The following is a 16,771-nucleotide window of genomic DNA, read 5'->3' as shown; positions in this document are numbered from 1 at the left end:
AGGGATTTGCTCAGCGCTGCAAAAACGCCTGATGCAACTCATCCAGCGTCTCGAAGTGATACGCCGGTGCTTCGGCGCTCAATTCTTCCTGGCTGCCAAACCCATAACCCACCGCTGCCGCGTCCAGCCCATTGCTGCGGGCACCGATCAGGTCGTGCTTACGGTCGCCGATCATCAGCGTATTGGCCGGGTCGAGACCTTCTTCGGCCATCAAGTGTGCAATCAGCTCGACCTTGTTGGTCCGCGTGCCATCCAGCTCACTGCCATAAATCATCTTGAAATGCTTGGCGAAGTCGAAGTGCCGGGCAATTTCCCGGGCGAAAACCCATGGCTTGGAGGTCGCGATGTACAGCTGCCGCCCTTGGCCACCGAGGGTTTCCAGTAGAGGCGTGACGCCGTCGAACACACGGTTTTCATACAGGCCGGTGACCTTGAAGCGTTCACGATAGAAGTTCACTGCCTCCCAGGCCTTGGGCTCGTCGAAGTCATAGAACTGCATGAACGCCTGCAACAATGGCGGGCCAATGAAATGTTCGAGCCTGGTCAGGTCCGGTTCATCGATACCCAGTTTGCTCAGGGCGAACTGGATGGAGCGGGTGATGCCTTCACGCGGGTCGGTCAGCGTGCCATCGAGGTCGAACAGTACGGTTTGGTAATGCATGGAAATTCCTGAGCAATAGCGAGACGCTTTCCGTTATCAAGCGGCTTAGAGCTGGTCGTAGCCTTCGGCCAGATGCAGGTCCTTGAGCTTCACGTAATTCGCTGCACTATAGGTGAAAAAGGCTTTTTCCTTGTCCGTCAGCGGCCGGATCTGTTTCACCGGGCTCCCGACATAAAGGAAACCGCTTTCCAGGCGCTTACCCGGTGGCACCAGGCTACCGGCGCCGATGATCACATCGTCCTCGACCACCGCACCGTCCATGACAATGCTGCCCATGCCGATCAGAATCCGGTTGCCCACGGCGCAACCATGAAGCATGACTTTATGCGCGATGGTCACATCGTCGCCGATCAGTAACGGAAAGCCATCGGGGTTGAATGGCCCTGCATGGGTGATGTGCAACACGCAGCCGTCCTGCACGCTGGTGCGCGCACCGATCCGGATGCGATGCATGTCGCCGCGGATCACCGTCAGCGGCCAGACGGAGCTGTCTTCGCCGATTTCGACGTCGCCGATCACCACTGCCGAGCCGTCGACAAAAGCGCCTTTGCCCAGCAGCGGCGTGTAGTTCTGATACTTGCGAAGGGTCACGATAGGGTTTCTCTCTGTTGCCGATAGCTGCGGTGAGCGTCGATTGTAATTAAGATGGGCGCATGTTTCTTCCCGCATGTTTTCCAGCCAAGGTGCCAACCGTGAGCGTGAACAACCCTCTTCTGCAGTCCTACGACCTGCCGCCGTTCTCGGCGATCCGTGCCGAACACGTGCAACCCGCCATTGAAAAGATCCTGGCTGACAACCGCGCCGCCATTGTCGAAATCCTCAAGACCCAGGGCAAACAACCGACCTGGGCCGGCCTGGTGCTGGCGATGGACGAACTCAACGATCGTCTGGGCGCCGCCTGGAGCCCGGTCAGCCACCTCAATGCCGTGTGCAACAGCGCTGAGTTGCGCGAGGCTTACGAGTCCTGCCTGCCGGCCCTGAGCGCCTACGCCACCGAGCTGGGCCAGAACCGTGAACTGTTTCAGGCCTATGAAGCGCTGGCGAACAGTCCTGAGGCCGCCGGTTTCGACGTGGCGCAGAAAACCATCCTGGAGCACGCCCTGCGTGACTTCCGCCTGTCGGGTATCGACCTGCCTGAAGCCGAACAGAAGCGTTATGCCGACGTGCAGAGCAAACTGTCGGAGCTGGGCAGTCGCTTCTCCAACCAGTTGCTCGACGCCACTCAGGCCTGGACCAAGCACATCACTGACGAAACCGCCCTCGCCGGCCTGACCGATTCGGCCAAGGCGCAGATGGCCGCCGCCGCGCAAGCCAAAGACCTCGACGGCTGGCTGATCACCCTGGAATTCCCGAGTTACTACGCGGTGATGACCTACGCCCAGGACCGTGCCCTGCGCGAAGAAGTCTACGCCGCCTACTGCACCCGTGCGTCGGACCAAGGCCCGAATGCCGGTCAGAACGATAACGGCCCGGTCATGGAAGAAATCCTCGACCTGCGTCAGGAACTGGCAAAACTGTTGGGCTTCACCAGCTTCTCGGAGCTGAGCCTGGCCACCAAAATGGCCGAATCCAGCGATCAGGTACTCAGTTTCCTGCGCGACCTGGCCAAGCGCAGCAAGCCGTTCGCCGTCCGGGATCTGGAGCAGCTCAAGGCCTACGCCGCCGAACAGGGTTGCCCGGACCTGCAAAGCTGGGACAGCGGTTTCTACGGTGAAAAACTTCGCGAGCAACGTTACAGCGTCGCCCAGGAAACCCTTCGTGCCTACTTCCCGATCGACAAGGTTCTGGGTGGGCTGTTCGCCATCGTCCAGCGCCTGTACGGCATCGAGATCGCCGAGCTGAAAGGCTTCGATACCTGGCACCCGGATGTTCGCCTGTTCGAAATCAAGGAAAACGGCCAGCACGTCGGCCGCTTCTTCTTCGACCTCTATGCCCGCGCCAACAAGCGTGGCGGTGCCTGGATGGACGGCGCCCGCGATCACCGCCGCACAATCAATGGCGTGCTGCAAAGCCCGGTGGCGAACCTGGTGTGCAACTTCACCCCGGCCGACAGTGGTAAACCAGCCCTGCTGACCCACGACGAAGTGACCACCCTGTTCCATGAATTCGGTCACGGCCTGCATCACCTGCTGACCCGCGTCGAGCACGCTGGCGTGTCCGGCATCAACGGCGTGGCCTGGGATGCGGTCGAGCTGCCAAGCCAGTTCATGGAAAACTGGTGCTGGGAGCCGGAAGGTCTGGCACTGATTTCCGGTCACTACGAAACCGGCGAACCGTTGCCTCAGGATCTGCTGGAGAAAATGCTCGCGGCGAAGAACTTCCAGTCCGGCCTGATGATGGTCCGCCAACTGGAGTTCTCGCTGTTCGACTTCGAGCTGCACGCCACCCACGGCGACGGCCGCAGCGTGCTGCAAGTGCTCGAAGGCGTGCGTGATGAGGTTTCGGTCATGCGTCCGCCGGCCTACAACCGTTTCCCCAACAGCTTCGCTCACATCTTCGCCGGTGGTTACGCGGCGGGTTACTACAGCTACAAGTGGGCTGAAGTGTTGTCGGCCGATGCCTTCTCGAAATTCGAAGAAGACGGCGTGCTCAATGCCGAGACCGGTCGCGCGTTCCGTGAAGCAATCCTGGCGCGGGGTGGTTCCCAAGAGCCAATGGTGCTGTTCGTCGACTTCCGTGGCCGTGCGCCATCGATTGACGCACTCTTGCGCCACAGCGGCCTGACCGAGGACGCGGCAGCATGAGTGAGGGACCTGTGATTACCAAAAAACGCTTTATCGCCGGGGCGGTCTGCCCGGCCTGCAGCGAGCCCGACAAGTTGATGATGTGGAACGAAGATACCGTTCCACATCGCGAGTGTGTGGCCTGCGGTTATTCCGACACGCTGAATGAACAAGGTCTGTCGGTGCCCAAGGAATTGGGCACCCGGGTTAACACCTCGGCACTCAAGGTGCCGGACGCCAAGGTTCAGGCCGTGCAGTTTTTCCCGAACCCGAAGCTGAAGAAAAAACCTGACGAACAGCACTGACTGAACACCACCTTCCACTTCCAATGGGGTGGAGGGTGGTATCTATCTACCACCTTTGCCCTGCGCTTCCTTTTTAGGCTGACCACATCCAGCCTCCATCCAAGGAAGACGCCATGACCGATATCAATCCACTTCTGCAGCACTGGGATCTGCCGCCCTATTCGACTGTTCGCGCCGAGCATCTGGTGCCGGCCATCGAAAAAATCATCAACGACAACCGTCAGGCCATTTCCGACATCATCGCCACCCAATCAGCATTCCCGACCTGGGACGACCTTGTGCTGGCGGTCGATGACACCGATGCACGCCTGGATGAAGCCATGGGTATCATCGAGACCCTCGCCATGGTGAAGCACGACGGTGACACCTGGGAGTTGGCAATCGCTGCTTGTCGTGATGCCGTGGCGCAGTACAAAACCGAAAAAATGAGCAATCAGGCACTGTTCCGAGCCTATCAAAAGCTTGCGCAAAGCCCGATCGCCGCAAGTTTCGATGAGTCTCGCAAAACCGTGCTGAACAAGATTCTGCGCAGGTTTCGTTTCTCCGGGATCGAATTGCCCCTCGATCAACAGCAGCAGCTTGCTCGCCTGAATCGCGAAATCAGCGCGCTCGAGAGCCTATTCCTGAAACACCTGGGGAATGCTGGCTCAGCCTGGGGCAAGCGCATCGACACAGTCGCTCAACTCAACGGTTTACCCGTGGCGACCCAAGATCGTCTGGCACTCAACGCACGGCAGGCTGGGCATGCGGGTTGGCTGATAACCCTTGATCAGGACACCTACAATCAAGTCATGGTCTATGCCGAAGATCGCTCCCTGCGTGAAGAGTATTTCATTGCCTTCAACACTCGAGCCTCCGATCAGGGGCCGCATGCCGGGCAATTCGATAATGGCCCGGTATTGGAGTCGCTGTTGGCCAAGCGTCATCTCAAAGCCCAACTGCTGGGGTATGAAAACTTTTCCCAACTGAGCCTGACGAACCGGATGGCGGACTCAACCGCACAGGTCAGCGGATTCCTGCGTCGACAAGTGGCACTGAAAACACCGAGCTTCGAGGAAGATGCGCAAGCGCTCAAGGACTTCGCGACCGGACAGGGCATTGCTGAGGTACAGCCCTGGGACCACGAGTTTCTCGCCGAAAAGCTGCGCCGGCAATACCTCGATACGCCCCTGAAAAACCTGCGCGATTATTTTCCCCTGGACGCAACCCTGCGCCGAATCTGCCTGTTCAGCGAGCGCATGTTCGGGGTCCGGATCGTTGAGCAATCAGCGTTCAGTCGCTGGCATGACAACGTCCGTCTATTTGAAGTCAGCGAGCATGGGCAGGTGATCGGACACATTTACCTCGACCCGTTCCATCGCAAGGAGGCCCCTGACTTCCCATGGACCGCAACACCACGCAACCGGCGAGTGGACGCCGAAGGCCGATTGACCCTGCCGATTGCCGTTATTCACGCCAACTTCACTGAGGTTCTGGCTGATCAGCCTTGTCTACTGACTCATCTGGATCTGCGGGTGCTTTTCCATGAATTTGGCCACTGCCTGCACCACACTCTGACTCGTTCACCGCATTACACTCTTTCAGGCATCTCCCAGCTGGGACGCGACACGGCGGAATTTGCCGGGCAACTATTCGAACGCTGGTGCTTTTCAGCAGAGTTTCTACGGTGGCTGGCGGCCCATTATCGGACCGGTGAACGCTTGACCGAGACTCAAATCGACAAAGTACTGACATCAATTCAAACCCAGAGCAGCTGGCAGACAGCCAGATTACTGATGGCTGGCTTGTTTGATTTCCAATTGCACCGATTCCAAGGCGATGGTCGTAGCGTTCGGCAAGTGTTCGAAGACGTACAGCGGGTAATTCCTCACCTGAAACTGTCTTCCTACAGCCGACTCGCCAACAGTTTCGATTATATGGTGACGGGTTACGGCGCGTCGGTTTACGCCTACAGCTGGTCGGATGTGCTGGCCACCGAAGCCTTCAAACGCTTTGAGCGGGATTGGGTTTTCAATGCCAAAACAGGTAAAGCTTTCCGAGAAACCATTTTTTCATCCGGGGATTCGCGCGCTCTATTGTCATCTCTAGAGGCATTTCTGGGACGGTCTCTTGCCGAGGATCTTTTCCCCGTGACAGTGGTTACTCGACATGGGCCGAGTTGAACCAACTCTTCATCGAACACATGGCAAACGGACTGGTGCTGCAATCACCATTGGCCAGCGCCGTACGAAGTTTGTCGACATCGGCCTGCATCATGTAGCGAATGCCGTCCTTGAAGTGGGTGCTATCGCCAAAACCGCCCTGAGTCATTTCACTCAGCGCATCTTCCTTACTCCAGCCCTGCACCACCACCCGGTACATCGCCGCCATCAAGCCGGTGCGATCCGAGCCGTGTTTGCAGTGCATGAGCACAGGCCCTTTGGCCTCGGCGGTCTGAATCGTGCGAAGGGCCTTGAGCACATCACTGTCATCCACATGATTGGTGCGGTAGGGCAGCTGTATCTGGGTGATTCCGGGTTTGGACAACCAGCTTGAGTCCGGTTCAGGCAGGAAGTTGATGACGGTGGCGACCTTGAGTTTTTCCAGCAACGGCACCGCCCCCTTGTCCGGCAACGCACTGCGATAGAGGGTCGGGGACATCTGATAGAGGTTGTACTGAACCTCCACCGATTGAGCCCAGTCCGCAGGCCGGGATAGAGCAGCATCGTCAGCGTGGGCCAGCGTCAGGTTGAAAAGTGCGGCCAGCGACAAAAAAAACGTCGCAGGTAGAAGGCGCAGTAGGGACATGCTCAGGCGACCGTGAAGTGGTGGATAAGTGATCGATAGCCTGAACTCGGGACAGTCAAAGACCTGTGAGGGCACTGTCAAAGAATCGTGAATAGAACAGCAAATGCCCGAGGCTGGTTGTCATTCAGATCAGTCAGACTGTCCGACATCGCTAGTTGACTGAGAGACACTATCCGGCAAGACCTTGAGTTAATAGACGCCGATAAAACCAGGCCCGCATGGAGTCTCATGCAGACCTGGCAACTACTATCAACTTCAGGGACTTACGATACTGGAATAAGCCTTGGCCAAGGCCAGCAGTTTTACCTTGTCGTCACCATCGATATCGCCATCACCGTCCACATCACTGTTAATGGTTTTGATCGTGAAGGACTGACCACCATCGCTGGAAACCGCTGTCACATAGACGGAATCGACCAGTGCCTCTGTCTGCACTTCATTTACCGCATCCCATCCCTGCTCTTTACGGGCAAGCTGCATCGATACTTGTGCTTCACGAGGATTGGTTATGCTCGGCGCCAACAGTTGTAAAAAAATACCACGCTGATTAAAAAACGACATGATTAAATCCTTTTAATTAATAATTCACGACAACTTCGTGTGACGAGGATAGTACTAACAGCCTTTGTAATTGCGCTACTTGATATATATTTCCGGTGATGACAGTTGCGCGATGCGCTTGATCCATAAACTTGTTTTGTTAGTTTCTTTATATAATCTCCGACATTCACTCGCCGAACGGCACTGGCTTGTCGCTTGCCCCCTTGATACTGTATGCACATACAGTCCATGGGCTTTTATCGATGAACACGCCTCTGCCACCCCGCGGTCGCGGCACCGCCACCAACCCGCACAACCGTTTCGCACCGAACCGTTCGGTGGCCGAGGATGACGGCTGGTATCAGGAAGCGCCGATCACCCAAGGCACCGAGGTGCGCATCGAGACGGCGAAGACCATCATTACCCGCAACAACTCGCCGGACTTGCCCTTCGACCGCTCGATCAATCCCTATCGTGGCTGCGAGCATGGCTGTATCTATTGCTACGCTCGGCCCAGCCACGCCTACTGGGACATGTCGCCAGGGCTGGATTTCGAAACCAGACTGATCGCCAAGACCAACGCCGCCGATGTGCTGGAAGAGCAACTGTCCAAACGCGGCTATCAATGCGCGCCGATCAACCTGGGCTCCAACACCGATCCTTATCAGCCGATCGAGCGTGAACACAGAATCACCCGCAGGACCCTCGAGGTGCTGCTGCGCTATCGCCATCCGGTGACCATCATCACCAAGGGCTCGCTGATTCTGCGCGATCTGGACCTGCTGGCCGAACTCGCCGAACAACGACTGGTGGCGGTAATGATCAGCCTCACCACTCTGGACGATGAGCTCAAACGCATCCTCGAACCCCGTACGGCTGCGCCCAAGGCACGACTGCGGGCGATCCGGGTTATGCGTGAAGCGGGGATTCCGGTGGGTGTCTTGTGTTCACCGATGATTCCGATGATCAACGACAGCGAACTCGAAAGCCTGCTGACTGAAGCCCATGCGGCCGGAGCGCAAACTGCGGCTTATATGATGTTGCGCCTGCCGCTGGAAGTGGCGCCGCTGTTCGAAGAGTGGCTGGCCGCCCATTATCCTCAGCGTGCAACTCATGTGTTGAGCCTGATCCGCCAGAGCCGTGGTGGGGAGCTTTACGACAGTCGGTTTGGCGCCCGTATGCGCGGTGAAGGACCGTTTGCCGATCTGCTGGCGCAGCGTTTTGCCAAAACCATCAAGCGCCTGGGGCTCAACCGTCGGGAAGGTTTCGATCTGGACTGCAAAGCCTTTTGTCCGCCGGGTCGCCAGATGTCATTGATTTAAGGACAATTGGACCTATGGTGGAGTAGTGAAAAAAGCACGTCGCGTTCAAGCTGGTCATATTTATTATGACCTGGAACGCACGTTCTAGAGCGCTTGATTCAGTTTGAGTTAAGCTTCGGCCGCTACCTTGTTCATCGAGTGACTGACGGGTCTGCTTTTCGACCTGGATGTTTTTTATACAGCCACTGGCTTCACATCGGACAAAACGGGAAAATTCCCTGACTCCGCCAAAGAGGATGAATCATGAGTGACAAGGATAAACAGCCTTTGGCTGCGTCGGCTTCAGCCCAACCAGAGGCGGAAACCGCCGATGCAGCGTTGCAGCATATCGTTGACGGCTTTTTGCATTTTCATCACGAGATCTTTCCGCAGCAGGAAGAGCTCTTCAAAAAACTCGCCACGGCCCAGCGGCCTAGGGCGATGTTCATCGCGTGCGCCGATTCGCGCATTGTTCCCGAGCTGATCACCCAAAGCGCCCCCGGCGACCTGTTCGTCACCCGTAACGTCGGCAACGTCGTGCCGCCTTATGGGCAAATGAACGGTGGTGTTTCCACAGCCATCGAATACGCAGTGCTGGCGCTCGGCGTACAGCACATCATCATTTGCGGCCACTCTGACTGTGGCGCCATGCGCGCGGTACTCAACCCGCAGAGCCTGGAAAAGATGCCGACGGTCAAAGCCTGGCTGCGCCATGCGGAAGTGGCGAAAACCATGGTTCAGGACAACTGCCATTGCTCGAATGAAAGCGAGAGCATGCACATCCTTACCGAAGAGAATGTGATCGCTCAGTTGCAGCATTTGCGCACGCACCCGTCGGTAGCCTCGCGCATGGCCAACGGTCAGCTGTTTATCCATGGTTGGGTGTACAACATCGAAACCAGCGAAATCCAGGCTTACGACGCGGATCAGGGTTGTTTCCTGCCGCTCGATGGCAGCCATCCGATTCCGGTGGCGACGCCCAAAGCGCGCTTCTAAATCCTCTTCGTAGCCTGTCTCACAACAACGTTTGCGAGACAGGTCACCAGATCCCTGTGTGGTTTAGCCGAGGCTGCTGATCAGGCAGCCCGGCTTTGCCATGCCTGAAGAAAACTTCGGGAGAGTCACCATGCGTGCCGCTCAATTAAAAGCTGTTCTGCCACGGGAGTTGCTGGCTTCGGTGGTTGTGTTTCTGGTTGCCCTGCCCTTGTGCATGGGCATCGCCATCGCCTCGGGGCTGCCACCGGCCAAAGGCCTGATTACCGGCATCATCGGTGGGCTGGTGGTCGGCTGGCTCGCCGGTTCACCGCTGCAAGTCAGCGGTCCGGCGGCAGGCCTGGCGGTATTGGTGTTCGAACTGGTGCGCCAGCATGGTATCGCCATGCTCGGGCCGATCCTGCTACTGGCGGGTTTTCTGCAACTGGTGGCCGGGCGTTTGAAACTGGGTTGCTGGTTTCGGGTCACGGCGCCAGCCGTGGTATACGGCATGCTCGCCGGTATCGGGGTGTTGATCGTGCTGTCACAGGTGCATGTAATGCTCGATGCCGTGCCCAAGCCCTCGGGGCTGGATAACCTGGCGGCCTTCCCTGCTGCAGTGATTCAGGCTTTGCCTTCGTTTGGCTGGCAAGCGGGTTTGCTCGGGCTGTCGACCATTGCCGTGATGTGGCTGTGGGAAAAATTCCGCCCGCATTCCCTGCGTTTCGTTCCCGGTGCATTGCTCGGGGTCGGTCTGGCAACGATCGCCAGCCTGGCGCTCGCCTTGCAAGTCAAACGTGTGGAGGTCCCGGCCAACCTCGCGGAGGCCATCGATTGGCTACGCCCGGCGGATCTGCTCAACCTGGCTGACCCAACCCTGCTGATCGCCGCCTTCGCCGTGGCCTTTATCGCCAGCGCCGAAACCCTGCTCTCGGCCGCCGCCGTGGATCGCATGCACAGCGGTCAACGTTCGGACTTCGACCGCGAACTGTCGGCACAAGGTGTGGGCAACATGTTGTGTGGCCTGCTTGGCGCGCTGCCGATGACCGGAGTGATCGTGCGCAGCTCGGCCAACGTTCAGGCCGGCGCCACCACCCGCCTGTCGACGGTGTTCCATGGCCTGTGGTTGCTGGCTTTCGTGCTGCTGCTGTCGAGTGTGCTGCAAAGCATTCCGGTGGCGAGCCTGGCGGGCGTGCTGGTTTACACCGGCTTCAAACTGGTGGACCTCAAGGCCTTTCGCGGCCTGGGCCGTTATGGCCGGATGCCGATGTTCACCTATGCGGCGACTGCACTGGCAATCATCTTCACCGACCTGCTGACGGGCGTGCTGATCGGCTTTGGCCTGACGCTGGCCAAACTGGCCTGGAAGGCTTCGCGTCTGAAAATCAGCCTGATCGATCTACCGGCGGACGGCGAGATGGAACTGCGACTGGTGGGGGCGGCGACTTTCCTCAAGGTGCCGGCGTTGACCCAGGTGCTGGGGAGCATTCCCGCTGGCGCGACTGTACATGTGCCGCTCAATAACCTGAGCTACATCGATCACTCATGCCTTGAGTTGCTGGAGGAATGGGGCCGGGCCAATGCGGCCAAGGGTTCGAAGTTGGTGATTGAAGCGCGGGGGTTGAAGCGCAGACTTGAAGGGCGGTTGCGGACCACGACGGGCGTAGGTTCCGCCGGATAGATAACCGTGTGGGAGCGGGCTTGTTCGCTCCCACAGGTGTTCGGTTCTTACCGTTGGATCAAGCCGCTGGCTGATCCAGCTCCAGCTCGACACCCAATTGGCGCGACAGGCACGGCCAGCGCTTCCACGCGGCGCCGGTGTCCGGGCTGTTGAGTTTCTCGCGGTAGGCCTCCACCGACTCCAGCGCGAAACTTTCATCGTCAAGCATCTCGTCCACGGCGTGATGCACCGCCTCATCCAGTTGGTTGGCAAATTCCTCGCCAATCAATTGGTGGGCAATCAGGTTGGCGACAGTCATGTCCAAGGGGATCAATGGCTGGCCAAAATGCTTGATGTACAGGTCGTTGACCTCTTCGACCAGGCGGTGCGCCAGATAAGCTTCGTCCAGCAGGCTGTCCAGGCCAACGTGACCGGCCATGATCGCCGGCGGTTGGAGGAAGAACTGCTCGGCGATTGTCAGCACCGGCTTGATCTGCGATTCGATGCCCGCTTCCCTGGCGACTTCATTGGCTGCATCCAGCAAGTCTGGCACTTGTTCTATATACGCGGCCACAAAACGCGTCATCACGCCATTAGCGTCGACATCCGGCAACTGGATGGCGGAGTGAAGGTGTGGCAGTTGGGTTTCCAGCTGACGAGTCAGCAGGCCGGTCTCGGCCTCGTGTTGTTGGGCTTGTTGGATCTGCTCGCGCAATGCGGCGGTGTTCATGAAAACTCCAGGAAACAAAGGCAATGAAATAGGGAAGACATAACTTAGCTGGCTTAAGAAAAATGCTAAGACGCATTTGTCATAATTATTTCATTCTTGAGACGCCTGCGTTATATCGATTTGCCACCACTCGTCTGCATCCTTCTCCATTCGTGACCTGGAACGCAAGTCCAACCTGTTTCAGCTGATTTACCCCATCGCGTTGCGAGGTGGCAGTCGCTGTCTATACTCGGTTCTGAATGGAGTTAGCTGATGACACCCGACTGCATAGGCAGCAAGGCTCGGCGATTCAAGTTCGTGGTCTGAAAAAGCCGCTCCCTTGCCGCAGGCGTTACGCCTACGGGATAACAAGAACGATAAGGGGAACCCGCAATGATGCGACATCCACATGTCTGGATGGGCCTCCTGTTGTGGTCGATTTTCAGTCAGGCGCAAGCGGCCTGGACTGTCAATATGGCGCCTGGAGCGACTGAGATCAGTCACGCAGTATTCGATCTGCACATGACCATTTTCTGGATCTGTGTGGTGATCGGCATCATCGTCTTCGGCGCCATGTTCTGGTCGATGATGCTCCACCGCCGCTCGACCGGGCAGGTGGCCGCAAAATTTCATGAAAGCACCACCGTTGAAATCCTCTGGACCATCGTGCCCCTGCTTATCCTGGTGGCCATGGCGGTTCCCGCAACCGCCACACTGATCAAGATGTACGACAACACTGAGCCGGATATCGATATCCAGGTCACCGGCTATCAGTGGAAGTGGCATTACAAATACCTGGGTCAGGACGTCGAATTTTTCAGCAACCTGACTACCCCCGCCGATCAGATCCACAACAAGGAAGCCAAGGGCGAACATTACCTGCTGGAGGTCGACAAGCCACTGGTGCTGCCGATCGGTGCCAAGGTGCGCTTTCTGGTGACCTCCGCCGACGTCATCCACTCCTGGTGGGTGCCGGCCTTCGCAGTCAAGCGCGATGCGATTCCGGGCTTCGTCAATGAATCCTGGACCCGTGTCGACAAGCCCGGCATCTACCGCGGCCAGTGCGCCGAGCTGTGCGGCAAGGACCACGGCTTCATGCCGATCGTGGTCGAGGTCAAGGAAAAGGCCGACTACGAAAAATGGCTGGGCGAGCGCAAGGCGGAAGCCGCGCAACTCAAAGAGCTGACCAGCAAGGAATGGACCCTCGACGAGCTCAAGGAGCGCGGCGACAAGATTTATCACACCACTTGCGTGGCCTGTCACCAGGCCGAAGGCCAGGGCCTGCCGCCGATGTTCCCGGCACTCAAGGGCTCGAAAATCGCCACCGGCCCGATCAAGGATCACCTGAGCCTGGTCTTCCACGGCAAGCCCGGCACCGCCATGGCGGCGTTCGGCAAGCAGCTCTCGGAAGTCGATATCGCGGCGGTCGTGACCTACGAACGTAACGCCTGGGGCAACAACAAAGGCGACATGGTCACCCCTAAAGAAGTGCTGGAGCTGAAACAGGCGGAAAGCAAATGACCCGGTCTATTGCGTACTCAAGGAATCGGTCGGGGCATGACGCCCCGGTTCGCCCAGCCCAGCCGTTTGCAGGAGACAGGACATGACTGCTGTAGTCGATGACCATGTTCATACCGATACCGCCCACGCCCACGGCCCCGCCAAAGGCCTGATGCGCTGGGTGTTGACCACCAACCACAAGGATATCGGCACGCTGTACCTGTGGTTTGCATTCACCATGTTCCTGCTCGGCGGCTCGTTCGCGATGGTGATTCGCGCCGAACTGTTCCAGCCGGGGCTGCAAATCGTCCAGCCGGAATTCTTCAACCAGATGACCACCATGCACGGCCTGGTGATGGTGTTCGGTGCGGTGATGCCGGCCTTCGTCGGCCTCGCCAACTGGATGATCCCATTGATGATCGGCGCGCCGGACATGGCCCTGCCGCGGATGAACAACTTCAGTTTCTGGCTGTTGCCGGCCGCGTTTCTGCTGTTGGTATCGACCCTGTTCACCCCCGGTGGTGGGCCGAATTTCGGCTGGACCTTCTACGCACCGCTGTCGACCACCTACGCGCCGGAAAGCGTGACGTTCTTCATCTTCGCCATCCACTTGATGGGGATCAGTTCGATCATGGGGGCGATCAATGTGATCGCGACCATCCTCAACCTGCGTGCCCCCGGCATGACGCTGATGAAAATGCCGCTGTTCGTCTGGACCTGGCTGATCACCGCGTTCCTGCTGATCGCGGTGATGCCGGTGCTGGCCGGCTGCGTGACCATGATGCTGATGGACATCCATTTTGGCACCAGTTTCTTCAGTGCCGCCGGTGGCGGTGATCCGGTGCTGTTCCAGCACGTGTTCTGGTTCTTCGGTCATCCCGAGGTGTACATCATGATCCTGCCGGCCTTCGGTGCCGTCAGCTCGATCATTCCGGCGTTCTCGCGCAAGCCGCTGTTTGGCTACACCTCGATGGTCTACGCCACGGCCAGTATTGCGTTCCTGTCATTCATCGTCTGGGCGCACCACATGTTCGTGGTCGGCATTCCGCTGGTGGGCGAGTTGTTCTTCATGTACGCCACGCTGCTGATCGCAGTGCCGACCGGCGTGAAGGTGTTCAACTGGGCCAGCACCATGTGGCAAGGCTCGCTGACCTTCGAGACACCGATGCTGTTCGCCGTAGCGTTCGTGATCCTGTTCTCCATTGGCGGCTTCTCCGGGTTGATGCTGGCCATCGCCCCGGCGGACTTCCAGTACCAGGACACCTACTTCGTGGTCGCGCACTTCCATTACGTGCTGGTGCCGGGGGCGATCTTCGGGATCTTCGCCTCGGCTTACTTCTGGCTGCCGAAGTGGACCGGCCACATGTACGACGAAACCCTCGGCAAGCTGCACTTCTGGCTGTCTTTCATCGGCATGAACATGGCGTTCTTCCCGATGCACTTCGTGGGCCTGGCGGGCATGCCGCGGCGAATTCCGGACTACAACCTGCAGTTCGCCGATTTCAACATGGTGTCGTCGATCGGCGCGTTCATGTTTGGTGCCACGCAGATCTTCTTCCTGTTCATCGTGATCAAGACCATTCGTGGCGGCGAGCCGGCACCGGCCAAGCCGTGGGATGGTGCCGAAGGCCTGGAATGGAGCATTCCGTCGCCCGCGCCGTATCACACCTTCACCACACCGCCGGAAGTGAAATGAACGCACTAGCCTTTGTGGAAGCGAGCTTTTGTGGCGAGGGAGCTTGCTCCCGCTCGGCTGCGAAGCAGACGCAAAACTTTTGGGGCCGCTTCGCGACCCAGCGGGAGCAAGCTCCCTCGCCACAAGGGCCTGCTCCTAGCGGGTTATGCGTAAAGGTTCGAAGCCATGGCTGACTCGATCTCGATGAAGAAACTGGTCACCCGCCTGTTGCTGGTGGTGGCGGCGATGTTTGTCTTCGGCTTTGCCCTGGTGCCGATCTATGACGTGATGTGCAAGGCATTCGGCATCAATGGCAAAACCGCCGGGCAGTATGAAGGCGAGCAAACGGTCGACGCCTCGCGGCAGGTTCGCGTGCAGTTTCTGTCGACCAACGCTGCGGACATGCCCTGGGATTTCTATCCCAAGACGGATGAGCTGACCGCGCACCCCGGGGCGGTGAACGAGATGATTTTTATCGCCCACAACCCCACCGACCGGCCGATGAGCGCCCAGGCGGTGCCGAGTATCGCGCCGAGTGCAGCCGCGGCGTACTTCCACAAGACCGAATGTTTCTGCTTTACCCAGCAAGTGCTGCAGCCCGGTCAACGCATCGAGATGCCAGTACGGTTCATCGTTGACCGCGACATGCCCAAGGATGTGAAGCACCTGACGCTGTCCTACACGCTGTTCGATATCACCGCACGTCATCCGCCCGTGGCTGTTGCAGCAAGCACAGGTGGCTAGGCGTTAAAGCGTGCCCGATAAGGAGAACAATAAATGGCAACTCATGAACATTATTACGTTCCAGCCCAGAGCAAATGGCCGATCATCGCCACGGTCGGCATGCTGGTCACGGTGTTCGGCCTGGGCACCTGGTTCAATGACCTGAAGGCTGCGCGGCCGGAATCCCATGGCCCGCTGATCTTTTTCGTCGGCGGACTGCTGCTGGCCTACATGCTGTTCGGCTGGTTCGGGACGGTGGTCAAGGAGAGTCGCGCGGGGTTGTACAGCCCGCAACTCGACCGCTCGTTCCGCTGGGGCATGAGCTGGTTCATTTTCTCGGAGGTGATGTTCTTCCTCGCCTTTTTCGGTGCGCTATTTTATGTGCGCAACATCGCGGGCCCGGCACTGGGTGGTGAAGGCACCAAAGGCATCGCCCATATGCTGTGGCCGACGTTCGAGTTCACCTGGCCGCTGCTGAACAACCCGGACTCGAAACTCTTTCCTCCCCCCAAGGAAGTCATCAGCCCCTGGGGTCTGCCGCTGCTCAACACCGTACTGCTGGTGAGTTCCAGCGTCACCGTGACCATCGCTCACCACGCCTTGAAGAAAGGCCATCGCGGGGCGCTGAAAATCTGGCTGGCGCTGACCGTGTTGCTCGGTTGCGGCTTCCTGGGCTTTCAAGCCAAAGAATACCTGCACGCCTACCACGAGCTGGGCCTGACCCTCGGTTCCGGCATCTACGGCGCAACGTTCTTCATGCTCACCGGTTTCCACGGTGCCCACGTGACCATCGGCACCATCATTTTGTTCGTGATGCTGATGCGCATCATGCGCGGGCACTTCAATGCAGACCACCATTTCGGCTTCGAGGCGGCGACCTGGTACTGGCACTTCGTGGATGTGGTGTGGATCGGGCTGTTCGTTTTCGTCTACGTACTTTGAGCCTGGCACTCATGGCTACCAAGGCACGTGAGACACCAGTTGGCCGCTGAAAAAACCCCAGGCGATCAAGCCGACAGTAATGGCGGCCAGCGCAACACGAATACTCAAGGCGATGACCAGGCGATTCGAGCTGCTGTCGTCCTTGACCAGAAAAAACAGGCCGCTGAACAGGCTGACAACCGTGGCAATCAGCATCAGGACGATGGCTGCTTTGAGCATGGTGACACTCCGGGGGACAGGCGATGCATGTGAGTATAGCTATCGCGATGACCG

The 16,771-nt window shown here is 58.3% G+C and carries 16 protein-coding genes; 10 read left to right on the top strand and 6 right to left on the bottom strand.

The features are described from left to right. Window positions 1-10: 10 nt before the first annotated feature. Both PSH69_RS00455 and PSH69_RS00450 read right to left on the bottom strand, forming a co-directional pair. Window positions 11-661, bottom strand: a complete 651-nt coding sequence (locus tag PSH69_RS00455; protein ID WP_305410703.1) for an HAD family hydrolase — start codon at window positions 659-661, stop codon at window positions 11-13. Between the two features lie 45 nt (window positions 662-706). Continuing rightward, window positions 707-1,252, bottom strand: coding sequence for a gamma carbonic anhydrase family protein (locus PSH69_RS00450; protein ID WP_007940736.1), 546 nt, complete (start codon window positions 1,250-1,252; stop codon window positions 707-709). A gap of 62 nt (window positions 1,253-1,314) precedes the next feature. Here PSH69_RS00450 and prlC point away from each other — a divergent pair, with 62 nt between their 5' ends. The 3 genes from prlC (at window position 1,315) to PSH69_RS00435 (ending at window position 5,851) form a co-directional block, all read left to right on the top strand. After that, window positions 1,315-3,405 carry an oligopeptidase A gene (prlC, locus tag PSH69_RS00445; protein WP_305410702.1) on the top strand — a complete coding sequence of 697 codons (2,091 nt, stop codon included), beginning with the start codon at window positions 1,315-1,317 and terminating at the stop codon, window positions 3,403-3,405. After that, a complete protein-coding gene (locus tag PSH69_RS00440) occupies window positions 3,402-3,689 on the top strand; it encodes a YheV family putative zinc ribbon protein (protein WP_018927249.1) in 288 nt (95 codons plus the stop codon). The genes prlC and PSH69_RS00440 overlap by 4 nt, the downstream gene beginning before the upstream one ends. Window positions 3,690-3,874: 185 nt before the next feature. Next, window positions 3,875-5,851, top strand: a complete 1,977-nt coding sequence (locus PSH69_RS00435; protein WP_370695224.1) for a M3 family metallopeptidase — start codon at window positions 3,875-3,877, stop codon at window positions 5,849-5,851. On the opposite strand, the gene PSH69_RS00430 is transcribed toward PSH69_RS00435, so the two are convergent. Together PSH69_RS00430 and PSH69_RS00425 are read right to left on the bottom strand one after the other, a co-directional pair. Beyond that, complete coding sequence (locus PSH69_RS00430) at window positions 5,829-6,476, bottom strand: dual specificity protein phosphatase family protein (RefSeq protein WP_305410700.1); 648 nt, start codon at window positions 6,474-6,476, stop codon at window positions 5,829-5,831. The genes PSH69_RS00435 and PSH69_RS00430 overlap by 23 nt on opposite strands. 255 nt (window positions 6,477-6,731) lie before the next feature. Then, the gene (locus PSH69_RS00425) at window positions 6,732-7,037 is read right to left on the bottom strand and encodes a hypothetical protein (RefSeq protein ID WP_305410699.1); all 306 of its coding nucleotides are present in this window, start codon (window positions 7,035-7,037) and stop codon (window positions 6,732-6,734) included. A 242-nt stretch (window positions 7,038-7,279) separates the two neighbouring features. Between PSH69_RS00425 and PSH69_RS00420 the strand changes: the two genes are divergently transcribed. The 3 genes from PSH69_RS00420 (at window position 7,280) to PSH69_RS00410 (ending at window position 10,970) form a co-directional block, all read left to right on the top strand. Further along, window positions 7,280-8,338, top strand: a complete 1,059-nt coding sequence (locus PSH69_RS00420; protein ID WP_305410698.1) for a PA0069 family radical SAM protein — start codon at window positions 7,280-7,282, stop codon at window positions 8,336-8,338. A gap of 243 nt (window positions 8,339-8,581) precedes the next feature. After that, the gene (locus PSH69_RS00415; protein WP_018927254.1) at window positions 8,582-9,313 is read left to right on the top strand and encodes a carbonic anhydrase; all 732 of its coding nucleotides are present in this window, start codon (window positions 8,582-8,584) and stop codon (window positions 9,311-9,313) included. A gap of 130 nt (window positions 9,314-9,443) precedes the next feature. Further along, window positions 9,444-10,970 carry a SulP family inorganic anion transporter gene (locus PSH69_RS00410; protein WP_138866583.1) on the top strand — a complete coding sequence of 509 codons (1,527 nt, stop codon included), beginning with the start codon at window positions 9,444-9,446 and terminating at the stop codon, window positions 10,968-10,970. A 58-nt stretch (window positions 10,971-11,028) separates the two neighbouring features. Here the strand turns inward: PSH69_RS00410 and PSH69_RS00405 are convergent, their stop codons facing one another. Then, complete coding sequence (locus PSH69_RS00405) at window positions 11,029-11,679, bottom strand: hypothetical protein (RefSeq protein ID WP_018927256.1); 651 nt, start codon at window positions 11,677-11,679, stop codon at window positions 11,029-11,031. 372 nt (window positions 11,680-12,051) lie between these two features. Between PSH69_RS00405 and coxB the strand changes: the two genes are divergently transcribed. The 4 genes from coxB to PSH69_RS00385 all read left to right on the top strand — a co-directional run bounded on the left by coxB (window position 12,052) and on the right by PSH69_RS00385 (window position 16,498). Further along, on the top strand, window positions 12,052-13,179 hold the full coding sequence (gene coxB, locus PSH69_RS00400; RefSeq protein WP_305410697.1) for a cytochrome c oxidase subunit II: 1,128 nt from the start codon (window positions 12,052-12,054) through the stop codon (window positions 13,177-13,179). A gap of 82 nt (window positions 13,180-13,261) precedes the next feature. Continuing rightward, the gene (ctaD, locus tag PSH69_RS00395; RefSeq protein WP_305410696.1) at window positions 13,262-14,854 is read left to right on the top strand and encodes a cytochrome c oxidase subunit I; all 1,593 of its coding nucleotides are present in this window, start codon (window positions 13,262-13,264) and stop codon (window positions 14,852-14,854) included. A 165-nt stretch (window positions 14,855-15,019) separates the two neighbouring features. Then, the gene (locus tag PSH69_RS00390; protein WP_018927259.1) at window positions 15,020-15,577 is read left to right on the top strand and encodes a cytochrome c oxidase assembly protein; all 558 of its coding nucleotides are present in this window, start codon (window positions 15,020-15,022) and stop codon (window positions 15,575-15,577) included. Between the two features lie 33 nt (window positions 15,578-15,610). Further along, window positions 15,611-16,498, top strand: a complete 888-nt coding sequence (locus PSH69_RS00385) for a cytochrome c oxidase subunit 3 (protein ID WP_019580291.1) — start codon at window positions 15,611-15,613, stop codon at window positions 16,496-16,498. Between the two features lie 15 nt (window positions 16,499-16,513). Here PSH69_RS00385 and PSH69_RS00380 read toward each other — a convergent pair whose 3' ends face one another. After that, complete coding sequence (locus PSH69_RS00380) at window positions 16,514-16,717, bottom strand: twin transmembrane helix small protein (protein ID WP_018927261.1); 204 nt, start codon at window positions 16,715-16,717, stop codon at window positions 16,514-16,516. Window positions 16,718-16,771 lie beyond the last annotated feature (54 nt).

It is taken from the genome of Pseudomonas sp. FP1740, from assembly GCF_030687165.1.
Taxonomy (GTDB): domain Bacteria; phylum Pseudomonadota; class Gammaproteobacteria; order Pseudomonadales; family Pseudomonadaceae; genus Aquipseudomonas.
This window is presented reverse-complemented; position numbering and strand designations above follow the sequence as displayed.